The organism is Herbaspirillum sp. FG34 (assembly GCF_057809315.1).
Genome location: NZ_JBMDJS010000010.1, coordinates 67,104 through 84,203 on the forward strand (window position 1 = coordinate 67,104; position 17,100 = coordinate 84,203).

Genomic DNA, 17,100 nt, shown 5'->3' on the forward strand with positions numbered 1-17,100 from the left:
CATGACTACCACCGTCGATCACGCCCCCGATCATTCCCACGATCACGGGCATGGGCACGCTCACGATGAGCACGCACACGACCACCCGCACGGCTGGCGCCGCTGGCTCTTCGCCACCAACCACAAGGACATCGGCACGCTCTACCTGTGGTTCTCGTTCACCATGCTGCTCTCGGGCGGGGTGCTGGCGTTGTTGATCCGGGCCGAGCTGTTCCATCCGGGCCTGCAGTTCTTCCGGCCGGAGTTCTTCAACCAGCTCACCACCATGCACGGCCTGGTGATGGTGTTCGGCGCGATCATGCCGGCCTTCGTGGGCTTTGCCAACTGGATGATTCCGCTGCAGATCGGCGCCTCCGACATGGCCTTTGCGCGCATGAACAACTTCTCGTTCTGGCTGCTGCCGCCGGCCGCGCTGCTGCTGGCCGGTTCCTTCCTGGTGCCGGGCGGTGCCACCGCAGCCGGCTGGACGCTGTATGCCCCGCTGTCGACCCAGATGGGACCCGGCATGGACATGGCCATCTTCGCCATGCACATCATGGGTGCCTCCTCCATCATGGGCTCGATCAACATCATCGTCACCATCCTCAACATGCGCGCGCCCGGCATGACGCTGATGAAGATGCCCATGTTCTGCTGGACCTGGCTCATCACCGCCTATCTGCTCATCGCGGTCATGCCGGTGCTGGCCGGCGCCATCACCATGACGCTCACCGACCGTCATTTCGGTACCTCCTTCTTCAATGCCGCCGGTGGCGGTGACCCGGTGATGTACCAGCACATCTTCTGGTTCTTCGGTCACCCCGAGGTCTACATCATGATCCTGCCGGCCTTCGGCATCGTCTCGCAGATCATCCCGGCCTTCGCCCGCAAGCCGCTGTTCGGCTATGCCTCGATGGTGTATGCGACGGCATCGATTGCAATCCTGTCCTTCATCGTCTGGGCCCACCACATGTTTACCACCGGCATGCCGGTGACCGCGCAGCTGTTCTTCATGTACGCCACCATGTTGATCGCCGTGCCCACCGGCGTGAAGATCTTCAACTGGATCGCCACCATGTGGCGCGGCTCCATGACCTTCGAGACGCCGATGCTGTTCTCGGTGGGCTTCATCTTCGTCTTCACCATGGGTGGCTTCACCGGGCTGATCCTGGCGGTCACCCCCATCGACATCCAGATGCAGGATACCTACTACGTGGTGGCGCACTTCCACTACGTGCTGGTGGCCGGTTCGCTGTTCGCGCTCTTCGCCGGTTACTACTACTGGGGCCCCAAGTGGACCGGCTTCATGTACAACGAATGGCGCGGCAAGTTCCATTTCTGGGCTTCGCTGATCACCTTCAACATCACCTTCTTCCCCATGCACTTCCTGGGGCTGGCAGGCATGCCGCGTCGTTATGCCGATTATCCGGCGCAGTTCACCGACTTCAACATGATCGCCTCCATCGGTGCCTTCGGTTTCGGGCTGTCGCAGGTGTACTTCCTGTTCTTCGTGGTGATCCCCTCGATCAAGGGGGGCAAGAAGGCCGAGGCCAAGCCCTGGGAAGGCGCGGAAGGACTGGAATGGACCGTGCCCAGCCCGGCGCCCTTCCACACCTTCGAGGAACCGCCGGTGGTGAAGTGAGCGCCAGTGGATAACACAAGTCATCGCAGCTAATGCAAAGGCAAGCCTCATGACCGAACGCAAGAAACCCAACAACCTGCGCACCGCCCTGCTGCTGGGGCTGGTGGCGCTGGCCTTCTTCGTCGGCATCTTCGTCAACCGCATCTGGTTCGCCCGATGAGCAGAGACGACGATCCGGCGGAGGAGGGCGCAGCACCCGGCCTGAACCGCGTGATGCTCAAGAAGCTCCTGGTGGTGGCGGTGCTGATGTTCGGCTTCGGCTACGCGCTCATTCCCGTCTATCGCAAGATTTGCGAGGTCACGGGCGTGAACTTCCTCACGCCCAAGGATGCAAGCGTGGAAGCGCCGGCCAATACGCAGATCGACAAGTCGCGCACCATCACCGTGGAGTTCGACGGCAATGCCCAGGGTCCGTGGCGTTTTCGTCCGACCGTGTCCAGCCTGCAGGTGCATCCGGGCGAGATGACCCAGGTCACCTATGAAGTGGTCAACACCCAGCCGCGCAATGTGGATGCCCAGGCCATCCCCAGCTATGCGCCGCTGCAGTCGGCGGCTTTCTTCAAGAAGGTGGAGTGCTTCTGCTTTACGCAGCAGACGCTGGGGCCGAATCAGGCCAAGCAGATGCCGGTGGTGTTCTACATCGATCCCAAGCTGCCCAAGGAGGTGACCACGATCACGCTGTCCTATACCTTCTTCGAGATCAACGGCAAGAACAAGACGGCGGGTTGAGAGGCCCGGAGGAGCTGGTGTGAACGATGAGCTGAAACAGGCCGCGCAGCGCAAGGCGTCGTTCGGCGCGACGATGAAGGCGGTGTTCTGGTCCTTCTTCGGCGTGCGCAAGCGCAAGGATTACGAGTCGGATGCGGCACGCCTGAATCCGGTCCACGTCATCATCGCCGGCATTCTCGGTGCGGCGATCTTCGTCGCCGTGCTGGTGAGCATCGTCAAGCTGGTGGTGCGCGGCGCCGCAGGTGGGTGAGCGTGACCGAAAAAGAGCATTAAGGAAAAGTGAATCCTGGATCGCAAGAGTATTTAATACAGCTTAATGCTCGTGTTTGCTGCTCTTGCCCCAGGCCAGAACAATCGGATTTCGTACCGGGAGAAGAACATGAGTTCTCAACAAGCCAAGGCGCCCCATTACTTCGTTCCAGGCCCGTCGCGCTGGCCGATGATGGCCGGCATTTCCATGCTCATCACCATGATCGGGGCCTCGGGTTGGGTCAATGGTCTGGCATGGGCACCGTACGTCAACATCCTCGGCATCCTGATGGTGCTGGTGGTGCTGTACTACTGGTTTGGCGATGCCATCGGCGAGTCCGAGTCCGGGCTCTACAGCGAGCGCATCGACCTGTCCTATCGCTGGAGCATGAGCTGGTTCATCTTCTCGGAGGTGATGTTCTTCGCCGCCTTCTTCGGTGCCCTGTTCTATGCGCGCAGCATCACCATGCCGTGGCTGGCCGATCTCGACCACAAGATGATCTGGCCCGACTTCACCGGCCAGTGGGGCAATGTCGGCCCGGCCGGTACGGTGGAGAATTTCACCACCATGGGGCCGTTCCCCATCCCGACCATCAACACCCTGCTGCTGCTGAGCTCGGGTGTGACGCTGACCATCTCGCACCACGCCATGCGCGCCGGACATCGTACCCGGACGGCGGTGTGGCTGTTCCTGACCATCCTGCTGGGCGCGGTGTTCATGGGCTTCCAGGCCTATGAATACATCCACGCCTACAGCGAGCTGAATCTCAAGCTCAGCTCGGGCATCTATGGATCGACCTTCTTCATGCTGACCGGCTTCCACGGTTTCCACGTGACCATGGGTGCGATCATGCTGTCGGTGGTGCTCTATCGCGTGCTGCGCGGGCACTTCACGCCCACCCATCACTTCGCCTTCGAAGGCGCGGCCTGGTACTGGCACTTCGTGGACGTGGTGTGGCTGGGGCTGTATGTGGTGGTGTACTGGTTGTAAGGCGGGCACGCCTTCTGCAATGACAAAGCCGCACCTCGGTGCGGCTTTTTTATGCGATGCGTACGATGCGTGGGGAGGAGCTCAGCGGATGCCGGTCGGCTGTATCCAGCCCAGCTTGTAGCTCAGCAGGATGAAGAGGAACAGCGCCACCGAGAAGCCGACCCGCAAGGTGAGCGCCTGGACGGTGCGGTTGCTGCGGCCCTTGTCGCGCATGAGAAAGATCAGTGCCGAGGCCAGGCTGGCCAGGATCAGGATGAAGGCGATGGCGACGACGATTTTCATGAGGATGCAATCCTGTCTCCGAAGGCGTGCATGCGGTATGCTGCGACGCTGGTGTGTATGTGATTTTTCTTGTCCCGTGTGCGCTTCATTGTAAGGCCAAACTTCATCGATGCCGACCCGATTCGTTTTTCGCCTCATTCCGTTTTGCGCCACGCTGATCGTGGCTGCCGCCGGGTTTGCACTGGGCCAGTGGCAGACCCATCGTGCCGAAGAAAAACTGGCGCTGCAGCAGCGCATGCAGGCGCGTGGCAGCCAGGCGCCCCTGGTGGCGCTGCCTGCCGATGCAGGCGATGCGGAGTTCCGCCACATCCGCCTGCGCGGCCGCTTCCTCCCGCAGTGGACGCTCTACCTGGAGAACCGCCCCTACAACGGCGCCGTGGGCTTCCATGTGCTCACGCTGTTCCAGCCCGAGCACAGTACGCAAGCCGTGGTCGTGGTGCGTGGCTGGGCGCCGCGTGATGCGGCCGAGCGCACCCGTGTGCCGCAGGTGCCGCCTCCGTCGGGCGTGACCGAGGTGGACGGCATCCTGCGCCGGGATGCCGGGCATGTCCTGCAACTGGGAACAGCCGATGCACCGCGTCCTCAAGCCATCCTGCAAAATCTGGATCTGCCGGCCCTGGCCAAGGCCAGCGGCCTGCCGCTGGCACCGCTGGTGATCGAGCAGGGCGGGGCGGCAGGCGACACCCTGGTGCGCGACTGGCCGGCCCCTTCGCTGGGCATCGATCGTCATCGTGGCTATGCCGTGCAGTGGTATGCGCTGGCGGGGATGGCCCTTCTTTTTTTCATCGTGACAGGATTCAAACGTGGTCGTCATGACAAAGCCTGATATTTCGCAATCGCCTCAAGCCACCGCCCAGGACGAGGCGCGTCGTCGCCGCAGCGGCCGCTGGAAGATGCTGGCGGTGCTGGCCGTGTGCGCCGCACCGCTGATCGCTTCCTATCTGACCTATTACGTGATCAAGCCGCAGAGCCGCAACAACTATGGCGCGCTGATCGATCCACGCCAGTATCCCATCCCCGATCTCGGCAGCAGCGCCATTGATGGCGGCCCGGCCCGGCTGCAGGATTACAAGGGCAAGTGGGTGATGCTGCAGGTCGATGGCGGCGACTGCGACGAGCCCTGCCAGAACAAACTGCTGACCATGCGCCAGCTGCGGCTCATGCAAGGCAAGGAAATGGACCGCATCGAACGGGTGTGGCTGGTCACCGACCGCGTACCGATTGCGACCCTGCTCCTGCGCGAATTCGACGGAACCGATATCCTTCGGGTTGACGCCGGCAAATTGCAGTCCTGGTTGCCGGTCGATGCCGGGACCTCGGCGCGCGACCACATCTATCTGATCGACCCGCTGGGCAACCTGATGATGCGCTTCCCCAAGGACCCCGACCCCGGCAAGATGAAGAAGGACATTTCCAAGTTGCTGCGCGCTTCCTCCATCGGCTGATGCCGCGTGGAGGCGAGTGTGTGGTGACGCAAGTTTGACTCAAGATGAATGCAACGACGCTGATACAACTGGGCCTGACCGGGCTCGTGGTCGCCCTGATTCCGCTGGCGCTGGTGTGGCGCGCCCAGGGTGTGGTCAACAAATACCGCAAGCTGGTGTGGGTGACGCTGTTCTTTACCTTCGACCTGATCATGTTCGGCGCCTTCACGCGCCTGACCGATTCGGGCCTGGGCTGCCCTGACTGGCCGGGCTGTTACAGCCACGCCAATCCGCTCCTGGCGCATGAACACATCAATGCCGCAGAAGAGGCCATGCCCTTTGGTCCGGTGACCTGGGCCAAGGCCTGGATCGAGATGATCCATCGCTATTTCGCCATGGCCGTGGGTTTCCTCATCATCGTGCTGATGGTGGTGGCGTGGCGGCGCTGGATGCGCTCGGGCAAGACCGAACTGCAGTTCCGTCCGTGGTTCCCGACGGCGCTGCTGGGCTTCGTCTGCCTGCAGGGGGCCTTCGGTGCCTGGACCGTGACCATGAAGCTGCAGCCGATCATCGTCACCACGCATCTGCTGCTCGGACTGACTCTGCTGGCCATGCTGACCTGGCTGGCAGCGCGGCAGGAGCCGCATGCAGCGGTCTCGGCGGGCGGACGCGCACTGATCGTGCCGGCCACCGTGGGGGCCGCGCTGCTGGGCTTGCAGATCGCGCTGGGCGGCTGGGTCAGCACCAATTACGCGGCGCTGGCCTGCTCCGACTTCCCGCTGTGCAATGGCAAGCTGGTGCCGGACATGGATTTCGAACATGGCTTCACGCTCTGGCGCCACCTTGGCATGACGGCCTCCGGCGATTACCTGCCGGTCGAAGCGCTGACCGCCATCCATTGGGTGCATCGCAGTTTTGCCTTTGTCGTCATCTTGTATGTTGTATGGCTGGCACACCGGGCGCTGCGCGAGGAGGGCTTGCGCAAGACCGGCCGCTGGATGCTGACGGTGCTGGGTTTGCAGCTCTGTACTGGACTGGCGACCATCTATCTGAACTGGCCGCTGGCCATTGCCGTGCTGCATAACGGCGGCGCGGCGCTGCTGGTCATCCTGATGGTCATGTTAAACTACAAGGTCCGTTACGCACCCTCCGGCCTGGCCGCCGCTGCTCCACCAGCATCCGCCCGGCCCGTCACGCCATGACCACATTGACCGCCCAACCCAACCGCATCGCCCAGTACTGGGCACTGACCAAGCCGCGTGTGACGCAGCTGGCGGTGTTCTGTGCCGTGATCGGCATGTTCCTCTCCACGCCCGATCTGCCGGACTGGCGCAAGGTCGTCTTCGGCACCTTGGGGATCTGGCTCCTGGCCGGTGCGGCCTTCGCCATCAACTGCCTGGTCGAGCGCGAGATCGATTCGCGCATGGCCCGCACCGCCCGCCGTCCGATGGCGCGCGGCGAGATCACGGTGGGCCAGACCCTGGTGTTCTCCGGCGTGCTGGGCGGCCTGGGCATGTGGGTGCTGTACAACCTGGTCAATCCGCTGACCATGTGGCTGACCTTCGCCACCTTCGTCGGCTACGCCATCATCTACACCATCATCTTGAAACCGGCGACCTCGCAGAACATCGTCATCGGCGGCCTGGCCGGTGCCATGCCGCCCGCGCTGGGCTGGGCGGCCATGGCCAATGACGTGCCGATGCAGGCCTGGGTGCTGGTGATGATCATCTTCATCTGGACCCCGCCGCATTTCTGGGCGCTGGCTATGTACCGCCGCGACGACTACGCCAAGTCCGGCCTGCCGATGCTGCCCATCACGCATGGCATGGAGGTGACCAAGCTGCATATCCTCATGTACACCATCGCACTGCTGGCGGTGAGCATGCTGCCCTTTGCCATCGGCATGAGCGGGCTGATCTACCTGGGCTCGGCCATTGTGCTGGGGGCGATCTTCTTTTGGTACTCGTGGCAGATCTACCGTCACTACACCGACCTGATCGCGCGCAAGGCCTTTGCCTATTCCATCATCTATCTGTCCATCCTGTTTGCGGTGTTGCTGGTGGACCATTACTTCCTGTTCCGCAGTTTCTGACCTCATGAAAAGATTCTTCTCGGCGCTGCTGCTGGCCGCTTGCGCGACGCTGCTGGCGGCTTGCGGGCCCTCCAAACCTGAACTGAAGTTCAACAATACCGATGTCACCGGGCTGGACTATGCGCGCGATTTCGCGCTCACCGACCACACCGGCAAGCCGCGCACCCTGGCCGATTTCAAGGGCAAGGTGGTGGTGATGTTCTTCGGCTATACCCAATGTCCGGACGTCTGTCCGACCACCATGGTGGAGATGTCCAACGTGATGAAGGAACTGGGTCCGGATGCGGACCGCGTGCAGGTCCTGTTCGTCACCGTTGACCCCGAGCGCGATACCCAGGAAGTACTGGCGCAATACGTGCCTGCCTTCGACAAGCGCTTCCTCGGACTGCGTGGTGACCTGCAACAGACCGAGAAGGTGGCCAAGGAATTCAAGGTGTTCTACCAGAAGGTGCCGGGCAAGCAGCCGGGCAGCTATACCATGGACCACACCGCCGGCAGCTACGTCTTCGATCCGCAGGGCCATATCCGGCTGTTCGTCAAGCACGGCCAGGGTCCGCAGACGCTGGCGCATGACATCAAGCTGCTGCTCTCGTGATGCTGCGGGAAAAGGGATAAAAAAGGGATAAAAAAGAGATAAACGATATAAATCGTTTGGATGAAAAGAAAGGCGCCCGAGGGCGCCTTTCTTGTTGGTGCTGCTGAACCGGTCTGAAGAATCGAAGAATCGATCAGGAGTAAGCCTGCAGCGCGGTCTTCATCTTCTTCAGCGCCACTGCCTCGATCTGGCGGATACGTTCGGCCGAGACGCCGAACTCGTCGGCCAGCTCATGCAGGGTCGCACCCGAGCCATCGTCATTGGCCAGCCAGCGGGCTTCGACGATACGGCGCGAGCGGTCATCCAGCTTGGACAGGGCGGCTTCCAGGCCTTCGGACTGCAGGCGGTCGTACTGCTTGGCCTCGATCACGCGGGTCGGTTCCGAATTGTCGGAGGACAGGTAGGCGATGGGCGCGAACTTGTCATCGTCGTCATCGGTGGGCGACTCCAAGGCGATATCGCGACCGGAGAGACGGGTTTCCATCTCGATGACTTCCTCGCGCTTGACGTCCAGGGTCTTGGCCAGGGCCTCCACCTGGGCCGGGGTCATCGCGTCCAGACCTTCCTTGTGGCTGCGCAGGTTGAAGAACAGCTTGCGCTGGGCCTTGGTGGTGGCGACCTTCACCAGACGCCAGTTCTTCAGGATGTACTCGTGGATCTCGGCCTTGATCCAGTGCATGGCATAGGACACCAGGCGCACGTTCTGGGCCGGGTCGAAGCGCTTGACGGCCTTCATCAGGCCGATGTTGCCTTCCTGGATCAGGTCGGCATGCGGCAGGCCGTAGCCCAGATAGCCTCGGGCGATCGACACCACCAGACGCAGGTGTGACAACACCATTTTCTGGGCCGCGCCCAGGTCGTTCTTTTCACGCAGGTCACGCGCCAGCTTGACCTCTTCCTCGTGGGTCAGCATGGGCAGGCGGTTCACTGCCGAGATGTACGCGTCGATGTTGCCCAGGCTGCCGGAAAAACCCAGCGCGAGTGCATTGGACTCGGCAGGCATGAGTGCAGTTTGTGCAGACGCAGATTTCATGGATTCTCCTTGGTTCCTTTGCGGAAACGGTTGAAACGGTAGGAAGCAGAGGCTTCGGTGACCAGGGGCGATGTTCCCGACTTCCCTGGTGCGGCCACGCGGGCCGGTACTGTTTGATGCAGTGCTCCACGAAAACTGGAGCAATTCGATAAGGTATTCTAGCACTCGTCACCCCGGAGTGCTAATAGCATGATGGTGATGGGTCAATAGTGCAATCCTATTGCTTTTCAGCCAATCATTGCATTCCATTCCCTTTATATTAGTCGCCTTTGGGCGACAAAAGTTGCGATCGGGGTCAAAAGGAGGCCAGAAACTTGTAACACTTTTTTGCAGCGCGCAAGATGAAGACAAACGGACGCGGCAGACCTGCCAGGACGACAGGAACGGGCATTGGCCCGATGGCAGCTCGTCATCTGACGAGCTTGCTGCTGTTTAGAAGACGCGGGGAGGGCAAGTTTATTGTTGGCGATGGGCTGGCCCGATAGAATTTCTCGCCAGAAAGTCCAAAGCCCGCAACAGCGGGCTTTGTCCTCAATTTACAGGGGCACGACCAATTGCCTGGAAAACCCCTGTCTCTATGGCGGCGAGTATAGCACCCGACGCACTTCACTTTCAACCGGCTCACGGCATGCTGAAACACCTCACTGCAGCTCGCTTGTCCACTCTCCAGCGCTTCTTCCTCACGACTTCGCACGGCGATACGCTCGGATGTTATGCCTGGACCCAGGCGGTTGCCGCTGGCATGTTGCCGCTGCTGGCCGATGTCGAGGTATCGCTGCGCAATGCCGTGCACGGTGCGTTGTCGCGTCATTACGGCGCGCGCGATTCCTTTGGCTGGATGATGCCCAGACCGAATCCGGCGCACGCCGTCAATCCCGCCGCTCCTCCGATGCTGCCGCCGGTGCACAAACTGAGTTCGAGATCCCGTGATGATGTGGTCTGTGCGATCGACAAAGTCAAAGGCAGGAAACCATCTGCCCATGTCGTCACCCCGGATGACGTGGTGGCGACATTGCCCTTTGGATTCTGGGAGGTGCTCATCGGCGCGCTCGCGCATCACGCGCAGCCAGCAGGGTTGCAGGCGGCGATCCTGGCGGCAGTCTTTCCGCATGCGCCAGATACGCAGGCTTTCCCCTATGACAGTGCTGCGTTCAGGAAGCGGGTGGTCGCTCTGCTCAAGCGGATACGCGACGTACGCAACCGCATCGGGCACCACGACGCCATCTGGACGATTCCTGAATTCGACCGTTTTGGCGTCCTGGGTCTTATCCCGCGTCGGCCCAGGCAAACCGTCAACAGCCTGCGTCTACTCGTCGATAACCTGTTCTGGTTTGCCGGCTGGATCGACCCGGTGATCTCTCTGCACTTGCGCAAGAGCGACCACTGGTGGTCATTGCAGGCCTTGCTCGACCGGCAGGCACTGGCGATCTATCGTCGTTGCGCCGGCGGTGCCGGCACCTATCGGCTAGTGCTGGACAGTGCAACACCGCCCGGCCATGGCAAGCATCGCATGACCAAGGGCAAGCGTACCCTGTCTCGCGTCCGACGTGACATCACGCGTTATTTCTTCTGATCGGTGCAACGAGAGCCCTTGCACCTCAAGCCTTCCTGGCCAACTGCCTGCGTACCGACAGCATCGCCCCGAACAAGCCCAGCAAGCCGCTGGCGGCCAGCAGCAGGCCGATGGCCATGGGGCTGGGCAGGGCCAGCTGGAATTCCGAGGCATAGAGGTGGGCAAAGTCCAGAATGGCTGCATTGAGCGGCTGCTGCGCCGCCACCACCAGCCCCAGCGCCACCAGACCCGCACACAGACCCAGCAAGGCGCCGGTGTAGTAGAACGGACGATAGATGAAGGAATTGGTCGCCCCGAACAAGCGCGAGACCTCGATTTCGTCGCGCTGCGTCATCACCTGCAGACGGATGGTGTTGAACACCACCGCCACCACCACCGCACCCAGCGTCATCCCCAGGAACAGCAGTACCAGCCGCAGGATGCGCAGCAGCGCCGCCAGCCGCTTGACCCATTCGGAATCGATCTGCACGGTATCCACGCCCGGCTGCTTCTTCAGCTGCTGGGCAATGTCATCCACGCGGGTGGCATTCATGGCGTTCTCGAAGCCCGGCAGGCGCACCACATAGCCGTCCGGTAGCGGATTGCTGCCCAGCGTGTTGAGCACGTCGGCCAGCCCGGTCTTGCTCTTCAAGGCATCGAACGCCTTCTCGCGCGGGATGAACTCGACCTTGCCGTTGGTATTGCTGTCCTTCAACACCTGACTGATGGTCTTGCCCACCGCCAGGGCAGCCTCGCGGCTGGCATCGGGCTTCATGAAGAGGCTGATCTCCGGCTCCACCGACATCTGGTCCGAGATCGGCCGCACATTTTCCAGGGCCGACAGGCCCGCAAAGGGCAGCGCCAGCGCAATCGAGACCACCAGCACGTTGAGCACGAAATTGCCGGGCGAGCGCAGCAGGTGGCGCAGCGCATCGGCGATGGCGGCAAGATGCTGTCCGAGCCAGTTCATGACGATACCTCCACGGGATTGGCGACGCCGTTGTGCCAGCCATCGACGATGCGGCCACGGTCCAGATAGACGATGCGGTCGGCACCGGTGAGAAAAGTCTCGTCGTGGGTCGAAATCAGGCAGGTCACGCCCACTCCGTGGAAGGATTTCAAGGCCGCCAGCACCTTGTTGGCATTGGCGCGATCCAGGTTGGCGGTGGGTTCGTCGGCCAGGATGATCTGCGGTCGGTTGACGATGGCGCGCGCAATGGCCACCCGCTGCTGCTCGCCCCCGGAGAGCTCCAGCGGTTCGCAGCGCGCCTTGTCCAGCAGATCGACCTTGTCCAGCGCGGCGCGGGCGCGCTTTTCGGCGTCCGGGCGGGAAGAACCGGTCACGATCAGCGGCAGCATCACGTTGGCCAGCAGATTGCGGTCCAGCAACAGTTTCTGTTGCTGGAAGATCAGGCCCAGGTTGCGTCGCAGATAGGGCAGCCCGGAAGGCTTGAGCCCCACGATGTCGGTCCCGCTGACGGTGAGCTTGCCCGAGGTGGGCCGCTCGATGGCCGCGATCATCTTCAGCAGGGTGGATTTGCCGGCGCCGGAAGGGCCGGCCAGGAAGATCAATTCGCCCTTCTTCACCGACAACGTAATGTCGCGCAGGGCATAGACCTCGCGCGCGTATTGCTTGGAAACCCGGGTAAATTCAATCATCGGTTCAACTCAGGAGGGCATCGACGAATTCGGTGGCGTTGAAGGCCTGCAGATCTTCGATCTGCTCGCCCACGCCGATGAAATACAGCGGCACCGGGCGGGTCTTGGCGATGGCGGCCAGGATGCCGCCCTTGGCCGTGCCATCCAGCTTGGTCACCACCAGGCCGGTCAGCCCCAGCGCATCATCGAAGGCCTTGACCTGGGCCAGGGCGTTCTGGCCGGTATTGCCGTCGATGACCAGCAGCACTTCGTGCGGCGCCGAGTTCATCGCCTTGGCAATGACCCGTTTGATCTTCTTGAGTTCATCCATCAGGTGCAGTTGCGTGGGCAGGCGACCAGCGGTGTCGACCATCACCACATGGGTGCCGCGCGCTTGTGCCGAGTGCACCGAGTCATAGGCCACGGCGGCCGGATCGCCGGATTCCTGGGCGATCACCTGGACGTTGTTGCGCTCGCCCCAGACCGCCAGCTGCTCGCGGGCGGCGGCGCGGAAGGTGTCGCCGGCGGCCAGCAATACCGACTGACCATGCGCCTGCAGGTGCAGCGCCAGCTTGCCGATGGTGGTGGTCTTGCCGGCGCCGTTGACACCGGCAATCATCATCACCAGCGGCTTCTCGCGACCCAGCACCAGCGGCCGCTGCAGGGGTTGCAGCAGGTCGATGAGCAGGGCGCGCAAGGCGGTACGCACCTGGGCGGCTTCGGTCAGGCGCTCGTTTTTGACCTTTTTCTTCAGTTCGTCCAGCAGCCAGCGGGTGGCCTCGACCCCGGCGTCCGACATCAGCAGGGCCGATTCCAGCTCTTCGTACAAATCTTCATCAATGCGCGCACCCACGAACAGCGTGGTCAGATTGCTCGACGTCTTGGATAGCCCCGCCTTGAGGCGCGACAGCCAGGAGCGCTTGGCCTCAGGGGCAGGCTCCGGAGCGGCCACGATCTCGACTTCCTCGGCCTGCTCTTGCACAACAGGCTCTGGCGCGGCCAGCGCTTGCGGCGCGGGTTCGGGCGCCACGACAGGGGCCGTAACGACAGGGGGGATGACAGGGGCAGCCGTGACGGGAGGGGGCACGACCGGTTGCGGCGCGGGTGCGGGCTCGGCCTGGGCCTCGGGCGGCAGCGCGGGTTGCGCTTCCGGTTTGGGTTTTCTCTTGAAGAAACTGAACATCGGATGGCGGATAGGCTGGATGGTAGCTGCGGCCGGGGCGGGGCAGGGCGGGACGGCAGGCGCGTGGCTGCCCTGACAACCGCAGTGGACAGGTTACAATTGCCCTTCCACAAGCCCCGCGCATGGCCGCCAGGGTCAATGAATCCAGCATTTTATCAGAGCACAGCCCATGAAATTGAAGATCCGAGCCCTCCTGGCCACCGCCCTGTTGAGCCTGCTCGCCACCACGGCGACGCAGGTGCGGGCCGCGCCGGCGCAAGAGTTCGTGCTGGCCAATGGCATGAAGGTGGTCGTCAAGGAAGACCGGCGCGCGCCCACGGCGGTGCAGATGGTCTGGTACAAGGTTGGCAGCATCGATGAACTCAATGGCACCACGGGTGTATCGCACGCGCTGGAACACATGATGTTCAAGGGCACGAAGCACCACAAGGTCGGCGAATTCAGCCGTCTGGTGGCCGAACTGGGCGGGCAGGAAAACGCCTTCACCGCCAATGACTTCACCGCTTACTTCCAGCAGATCGAAAAGAGCCACCTGGAAAAGGTAATGGCCCTGGAAGCCGACCGCATGGCCAACCTGCAGTTCGACGCCAATGAATTCGCCAAGGAAATCCGCGTCATCATGGAAGAGCGCCGCTGGCGCACCGATGACCAGCCCATGGGCCTGCTCAACGAAGCCCTGAACGCCGCCGCCTGGACCGCCCATCCCTATCACCATCCGGTCATCGGCTGGATGGACGACCTGCAGCACATGCGCGTGCAGGATATCGCCAGCTGGTACCGCCAGTGGTATGCCCCCAACAATGCCACGCTGGTCGTGGCCGGTGATGTCGATGCCCAGCGTGTGCTGGCCCTGGCCAAAAAATATTTCGGCAAGATTCCTTCTCACCCCTTGCCCCGCGGCAAGCCGCAGAACGAGCCCGAGCAGCTGGGCCTGCGTCGCGTCACCGTCAAGGCCCCGGCCGAGAATCCGTATGTGGTGATGGCCTGGAAGGTCCCGGCACTGCGCCATGTGGAAGCCGACCAGGACGCCTACGCCCTCGATGTGCTCTCCGCCGTGCTGGATGGCTATGACAATGCCCGCCTGACGGCCAACCTGGTGCGCACCGCCAGCCAGGCCACCGCAGTGGGCGCCAGCTACAGCGGCGTGGCGCGCGGCCCGGTGCTGTTCACGCTGGAAGGCAGCCCGGCCAATGGCGTGACCACCGAACAGCTCGAGGGCCTGCTGCGCGCCGAGGTCCAGCGCATCGCCAGTGAAGGCGTGTCCGAACAGGAACTGCAGCGCGTGAAGACGCAACTGATCGCCTCCCAGGTCTACAAGCGCGATTCCGTCTTCGGCCAGGCCATGGAGATCGGCATGATGGAAACCACCGGCCTGGGCCAGAAGAACATCGACCGCATCATCGACCGCTTGAAAAGCGTGACCGCGGCCCAGGTGCAGGCGGTTGCACAAAAATACTTCAAGGACGATACGCTCACCGTCGCCACGCTGGTGCCCCTGCCGCTGGACGGCAAGAAGCCCGCCGCGCCGCCGCCGGGCCTGCTGCATTGAGGATTGACGTTTTTTGCACCATTAAGCCGGGCTCAATGCTGTATTGAATGGCATTAACGCCAGCTTAATGGTGTACCCAAGTCGCTGAGTTCTTCCTGATCGATCGGCTTCTGTTCTTTACGGAGAAAACCATGCCCGTCATCGTCGTCGCCAATCCCAAGGGAGGCGTAGGCAAGACCACCCTGGCCACCAACCTGGCCGGTTATTTCGCCAGTCTTGGCCATGCCGTCATGCTGGGCGACATCGACCGCCAGCAATCCTCGCGTGCCTGGCTGTCGATCCGTCCGGAACAGGCACGCCCCATCAGTACCTGGGACATCAACGAGGACTACGTTGCCAAGCCCCCCAAGGGCAGCACCCACGTGGTGCTGGACACGCCCGCCGGGCTGCATGGCTGGCGTCTGAACGATACCCTCAAGCTGGCCGACAAGATCCTGGTACCGTTGCAGCCCTCGATCTTCGACATCCTGGCCACGCAGGATTTCCTGCGCCGCCTCGCCGCTGAAAAGGCGGTGCGCGAGGGCGAGATCGAGGTCGGCATCGTCGGCATGCGCGTCGATGCCCGTACCCGTTCGGCCGAGCAGCTGCAACGTTTCATCGAGGGGCTGAAGCTGCCGGTGCTGGGCCATCTGCGTGACACCCAGAACTATGTGCAACTGGCCGCCCACGGCCTGACCCTGTGGGATATCGCACCCTCTCGCGTGCAGCGCGATCTCGACCAGTGGCAACCCATCCTCGATTGGATCGCCGGCCAGCCGGCCCCTGACCAGGCCGCATGACAGCACGCATGCAGCCTCGCTTTCGATTGTCCTCTTCCATGAAAAAAACCTTCTCTCTCCTCTTGCTCCCGCTGGCCCTGTTGGCCAGCGCGCCCGCCTCGGCAGCCCTGGCCATCCAGTCCTGGACCCAGCCTGACGGCGCGCGCGTGCTGTTCGTGGCCAACCACGCCATCCCCATGCTGGATGTGAGCGTGCAGTTCGATGCCGGCCAGCGCCGCGATCCCGCCGACAAGGCCGGCCTGGCCGAGCTGACCGTGGCCAGCCTGACACGCGGCGTGGAGGCCGCCGACGGCGCGCCTGCCCTGAGCGAAGCGCAGATCCTGGACGGCTTTGCCGATGTTGCCGCCCAGCAGCAGGGCGGCGCCGGGCAGGACCGCGCGGGGGTGAGCCTGCGCACCCTGTCCTCGCCCGCCGAACGTGATGCCGCACTGGGCCTGCTGGGCCGCATGCTGGCCCATCCTGCTTTCCAGCAGGCCGGTCTTGAGCGTGACCGCGCACTGGCCATCGCCAACCTCAAGGAAGAGCTGACCAAGCCCGAAGCCATCGCCGAAAAAGCCTTCATGGCAGCGGCCTACGGTCGTCATCCCTATGCCGTCGAGGCCAGCGAAGCCAGCCTGCAAGCCATTACCCGCGAGGACCTGCTGGCTTTCCATCGCGCCCACTATGTGGCCAATCGCGCCGTCATCGCCTTGATCGGCGACATCAGCCAAGCGCAGGCGCGCGCCATTGCCAGCGCCCTCACGCGCGAGCTGCCGCAAGGTGCAGCCTTGCCGGCGCTGCCGCCGGTGACCGCGCCCAAGGGCGGGGAGCAGCGTATCGCCCATCCGGCCTCGCAATCGCACATCCTCATCGGTGCGCCGGCCATCCAGCGCGGCGACAATGATTTCTTCGCGCTGACCGTGGGCAACTATGTGCTGGGCGGTGGCGGCTTCGTCTCGCGCCTGACCGATGAAGTGCGCGAGAAGCGTGGCCTGAGCTACAGCGTCTACAGTTATTTCTCGCCCCTGGCCCAGCCCGGTCCCTTCCAGATCGGCCTGCAGACCAAGAAGGAACAGACCGCCGAAGCCCTGCGCGTGACCCGCGCCACGCTGGACAAATTCCTCCAGGAAGGACCAACAGCTGCCGAACTGAAGGCCGCCAAGGACAACCTCGCCGGTGGCTTCGCCCTGCGCATCGACAGCAATGCCAAGCTGCTGGAAAACCTCGCGGTGATCGGTTTCTACGGTCTGCCGCTGGACTACCTGGACCACTGGATCGAGCGCATCCGTGCCGTGAGCGTGCAGGACGTGCGCGCGGCCTTCCGCAAGCATGTGCATCCGGACGAGTTGTCCACGGTCATCGTCGGCGCAGCCGCCGAGTAAATCATTTACCTCATTTCATTTA

19 protein-coding genes are annotated in these 17,100 nt (G+C 62.7%); 14 read left to right on the forward strand and 5 right to left on the reverse strand.

What is annotated here, in order from left to right:
- Window position 1: 1 nt before the first annotated feature.
- The 5 genes from ctaD to ACODSZ_RS13960 all read left to right on the forward strand — a co-directional run bounded on the left by ctaD (window position 2) and on the right by ACODSZ_RS13960 (window position 3,590).
- Window positions 2-1,621, forward strand: a complete 1,620-nt coding sequence (gene ctaD / locus ACODSZ_RS13940) for a cytochrome c oxidase subunit I (RefSeq protein ID WP_008332625.1) — start codon at window positions 2-4, stop codon at window positions 1,619-1,621.
- 49 nt (window positions 1,622-1,670) lie between these two features.
- Window positions 1,671-1,781 carry a cytochrome oxidase small assembly protein gene (locus tag ACODSZ_RS13945; protein WP_217509972.1) on the forward strand — a complete coding sequence of 37 codons (111 nt, stop codon included), beginning with the start codon at window positions 1,671-1,673 and terminating at the stop codon, window positions 1,779-1,781.
- The gene (locus ACODSZ_RS13950; protein ID WP_008332623.1) at window positions 1,778-2,350 is read left to right on the forward strand and encodes a cytochrome c oxidase assembly protein; all 573 of its coding nucleotides are present in this window, start codon (window positions 1,778-1,780) and stop codon (window positions 2,348-2,350) included. Before ACODSZ_RS13945 ends, ACODSZ_RS13950 begins: the two co-directional genes overlap by 4 nt.
- Before the next feature lie 19 nt (window positions 2,351-2,369).
- Window positions 2,370-2,600 (forward strand): DUF2970 domain-containing protein, encoded by a 231-nt coding sequence (locus ACODSZ_RS13955; protein ID WP_008332621.1) that lies wholly within the window; start codon window positions 2,370-2,372, stop codon window positions 2,598-2,600.
- Between the two features lie 129 nt (window positions 2,601-2,729).
- Complete coding sequence (locus ACODSZ_RS13960) at window positions 2,730-3,590, forward strand: cytochrome c oxidase subunit 3 (RefSeq protein WP_008332619.1); 861 nt, start codon at window positions 2,730-2,732, stop codon at window positions 3,588-3,590.
- Between the two features lie 81 nt (window positions 3,591-3,671).
- On the opposite strand, the gene ACODSZ_RS13965 is transcribed toward ACODSZ_RS13960, so the two are convergent.
- Complete coding sequence (locus ACODSZ_RS13965) at window positions 3,672-3,872, reverse strand: twin transmembrane helix small protein (RefSeq protein ID WP_008332618.1); 201 nt, start codon at window positions 3,870-3,872, stop codon at window positions 3,672-3,674.
- A 109-nt stretch (window positions 3,873-3,981) separates the two neighbouring features.
- Between ACODSZ_RS13965 and ACODSZ_RS13970 the strand changes: the two genes are divergently transcribed.
- The 5 genes from ACODSZ_RS13970 to ACODSZ_RS13990 are packed head-to-tail and all read left to right on the forward strand — an operon-like array spanning window position 3,982 to window position 7,983.
- The gene (locus ACODSZ_RS13970; RefSeq protein WP_488927825.1) at window positions 3,982-4,698 is read left to right on the forward strand and encodes an SURF1 family protein; all 717 of its coding nucleotides are present in this window, start codon (window positions 3,982-3,984) and stop codon (window positions 4,696-4,698) included.
- Window positions 4,685-5,317 carry an SCO family protein gene (locus ACODSZ_RS13975; protein ID WP_034351336.1) on the forward strand — a complete coding sequence of 211 codons (633 nt, stop codon included), beginning with the start codon at window positions 4,685-4,687 and terminating at the stop codon, window positions 5,315-5,317. Before ACODSZ_RS13970 ends, ACODSZ_RS13975 begins: the two co-directional genes overlap by 14 nt.
- A 44-nt stretch (window positions 5,318-5,361) precedes the next feature.
- Complete coding sequence (locus tag ACODSZ_RS13980) at window positions 5,362-6,498, forward strand: COX15/CtaA family protein (RefSeq protein ID WP_008332613.1); 1,137 nt, start codon at window positions 5,362-5,364, stop codon at window positions 6,496-6,498.
- Window positions 6,495-7,388 carry a heme o synthase gene (gene cyoE, locus ACODSZ_RS13985; protein ID WP_034351333.1) on the forward strand — a complete coding sequence of 298 codons (894 nt, stop codon included), beginning with the start codon at window positions 6,495-6,497 and terminating at the stop codon, window positions 7,386-7,388. Before ACODSZ_RS13980 ends, cyoE begins: the two co-directional genes overlap by 4 nt.
- Before the next feature lie 4 nt (window positions 7,389-7,392).
- Window positions 7,393-7,983: an SCO family protein gene (locus ACODSZ_RS13990; protein WP_008332611.1), complete on the forward strand. Its 591-nt coding sequence runs from the start codon at window positions 7,393-7,395 to the stop codon at window positions 7,981-7,983.
- Window positions 7,984-8,116: 133 nt separating this feature from the next.
- On the opposite strand, the gene rpoH is transcribed toward ACODSZ_RS13990, so the two are convergent.
- Window positions 8,117-9,016, reverse strand: a complete 900-nt coding sequence (rpoH, locus tag ACODSZ_RS13995) for an RNA polymerase sigma factor RpoH (protein ID WP_175344764.1) — start codon at window positions 9,014-9,016, stop codon at window positions 8,117-8,119.
- Window positions 9,017-9,644: 628 nt separating this feature from the next.
- Between rpoH and ACODSZ_RS14000 the strand changes: the two genes are divergently transcribed.
- A complete protein-coding gene (locus tag ACODSZ_RS14000; protein ID WP_249777047.1) occupies window positions 9,645-10,589 on the forward strand; it encodes a hypothetical protein in 945 nt (314 codons plus the stop codon).
- Between the two features lie 25 nt (window positions 10,590-10,614).
- Here ACODSZ_RS14000 and ftsX read toward each other — a convergent pair whose 3' ends face one another.
- The 3 genes from ftsX to ftsY are packed head-to-tail and all read right to left on the reverse strand — an operon-like array spanning window position 10,615 to window position 13,389.
- Entirely contained in the window at window positions 10,615-11,538 is a 924-nt protein-coding gene (gene ftsX, locus ACODSZ_RS14005) for a permease-like cell division protein FtsX (protein WP_175344765.1), read from the reverse strand.
- The gene (locus ACODSZ_RS14010; protein WP_488927826.1) at window positions 11,535-12,227 is read right to left on the reverse strand and encodes a cell division ATP-binding protein FtsE; all 693 of its coding nucleotides are present in this window, start codon (window positions 12,225-12,227) and stop codon (window positions 11,535-11,537) included. The genes ftsX and ACODSZ_RS14010 overlap by 4 nt, the downstream gene beginning before the upstream one ends.
- A gap of 4 nt (window positions 12,228-12,231) precedes the next feature.
- Complete coding sequence (ftsY, locus tag ACODSZ_RS14015) at window positions 12,232-13,389, reverse strand: signal recognition particle-docking protein FtsY (RefSeq protein WP_488927827.1); 1,158 nt, start codon at window positions 13,387-13,389, stop codon at window positions 12,232-12,234.
- A 169-nt stretch (window positions 13,390-13,558) separates the two neighbouring features.
- Between ftsY and ACODSZ_RS14020 the strand changes: the two genes are divergently transcribed.
- The 3 genes from ACODSZ_RS14020 to ACODSZ_RS14030 all read left to right on the forward strand — a co-directional run bounded on the left by ACODSZ_RS14020 (window position 13,559) and on the right by ACODSZ_RS14030 (window position 17,078).
- Window positions 13,559-14,938, forward strand: coding sequence for a M16 family metallopeptidase (locus tag ACODSZ_RS14020; protein ID WP_175345089.1), 1,380 nt, complete (start codon window positions 13,559-13,561; stop codon window positions 14,936-14,938).
- A 131-nt stretch (window positions 14,939-15,069) separates the two neighbouring features.
- The gene (locus tag ACODSZ_RS14025) at window positions 15,070-15,717 is read left to right on the forward strand and encodes a ParA family protein (RefSeq protein ID WP_175345088.1); all 648 of its coding nucleotides are present in this window, start codon (window positions 15,070-15,072) and stop codon (window positions 15,715-15,717) included.
- Between the two features lie 38 nt (window positions 15,718-15,755).
- A complete protein-coding gene (locus ACODSZ_RS14030; RefSeq protein ID WP_488927828.1) occupies window positions 15,756-17,078 on the forward strand; it encodes a M16 family metallopeptidase in 1,323 nt (440 codons plus the stop codon).
- The last annotated feature ends 22 nt before the right edge of the window (window positions 17,079-17,100 follow it).

What these genes read in the sequence shown, in the direction of transcription:
- ctaD (WP_008332625.1), top strand. Translation starts at nt 2, where the DNA reads ATGACTACCACCGTCGATCACGCCCCCGATCATTCCCACGATCACGGG.
- ACODSZ_RS13945 (WP_217509972.1), top strand. Translation starts at nt 1,671, where the DNA reads ATGACCGAACGCAAGAAACCCAACAACCTGCGCACCGCCCTGCTGCTG.
- ACODSZ_RS13950 (WP_008332623.1), top strand. Translation starts at nt 1,778, where the DNA reads ATGAGCAGAGACGACGATCCGGCGGAGGAGGGCGCAGCACCCGGCCTG.
- ACODSZ_RS13960 (WP_008332619.1), top strand. Translation starts at nt 2,730, where the DNA reads ATGAGTTCTCAACAAGCCAAGGCGCCCCATTACTTCGTTCCAGGCCCG.
- ACODSZ_RS13965 (WP_008332618.1), bottom strand. Translation starts at nt 3,872, where the DNA reads ATGAAAATCGTCGTCGCCATCGCCTTCATCCTGATCCTGGCCAGCCTG.
- ACODSZ_RS13970 (WP_488927825.1), top strand. Translation starts at nt 3,982, where the DNA reads ATGCCGACCCGATTCGTTTTTCGCCTCATTCCGTTTTGCGCCACGCTG.
- ACODSZ_RS13975 (WP_034351336.1), top strand. Translation starts at nt 4,685, where the DNA reads ATGACAAAGCCTGATATTTCGCAATCGCCTCAAGCCACCGCCCAGGAC.
- ACODSZ_RS13980 (WP_008332613.1), top strand. Translation starts at nt 5,362, where the DNA reads ATGAATGCAACGACGCTGATACAACTGGGCCTGACCGGGCTCGTGGTC.
- cyoE (WP_034351333.1), top strand. Translation starts at nt 6,495, where the DNA reads ATGACCACATTGACCGCCCAACCCAACCGCATCGCCCAGTACTGGGCA.
- ACODSZ_RS13990 (WP_008332611.1), top strand. Translation starts at nt 7,393, where the DNA reads ATGAAAAGATTCTTCTCGGCGCTGCTGCTGGCCGCTTGCGCGACGCTG.
- rpoH (WP_175344764.1), bottom strand. Translation starts at nt 9,016, where the DNA reads ATGAAATCTGCGTCTGCACAAACTGCACTCATGCCTGCCGAGTCCAAT.
- ACODSZ_RS14000 (WP_249777047.1), top strand. Translation starts at nt 9,645, where the DNA reads ATGCTGAAACACCTCACTGCAGCTCGCTTGTCCACTCTCCAGCGCTTC.
- ftsX (WP_175344765.1), bottom strand. Translation starts at nt 11,538, where the DNA reads ATGAACTGGCTCGGACAGCATCTTGCCGCCATCGCCGATGCGCTGCGC.
- ACODSZ_RS14010 (WP_488927826.1), bottom strand. Translation starts at nt 12,227, where the DNA reads ATGATTGAATTTACCCGGGTTTCCAAGCAATACGCGCGCGAGGTCTAT.
- ftsY (WP_488927827.1), bottom strand. Translation starts at nt 13,389, where the DNA reads ATGTTCAGTTTCTTCAAGAGAAAACCCAAACCGGAAGCGCAACCCGCG.
- ACODSZ_RS14020 (WP_175345089.1), top strand. Translation starts at nt 13,559, where the DNA reads ATGAAATTGAAGATCCGAGCCCTCCTGGCCACCGCCCTGTTGAGCCTG.
- ACODSZ_RS14025 (WP_175345088.1), top strand. Translation starts at nt 15,070, where the DNA reads ATGCCCGTCATCGTCGTCGCCAATCCCAAGGGAGGCGTAGGCAAGACC.
- ACODSZ_RS14030 (WP_488927828.1), top strand. Translation starts at nt 15,756, where the DNA reads ATGAAAAAAACCTTCTCTCTCCTCTTGCTCCCGCTGGCCCTGTTGGCC.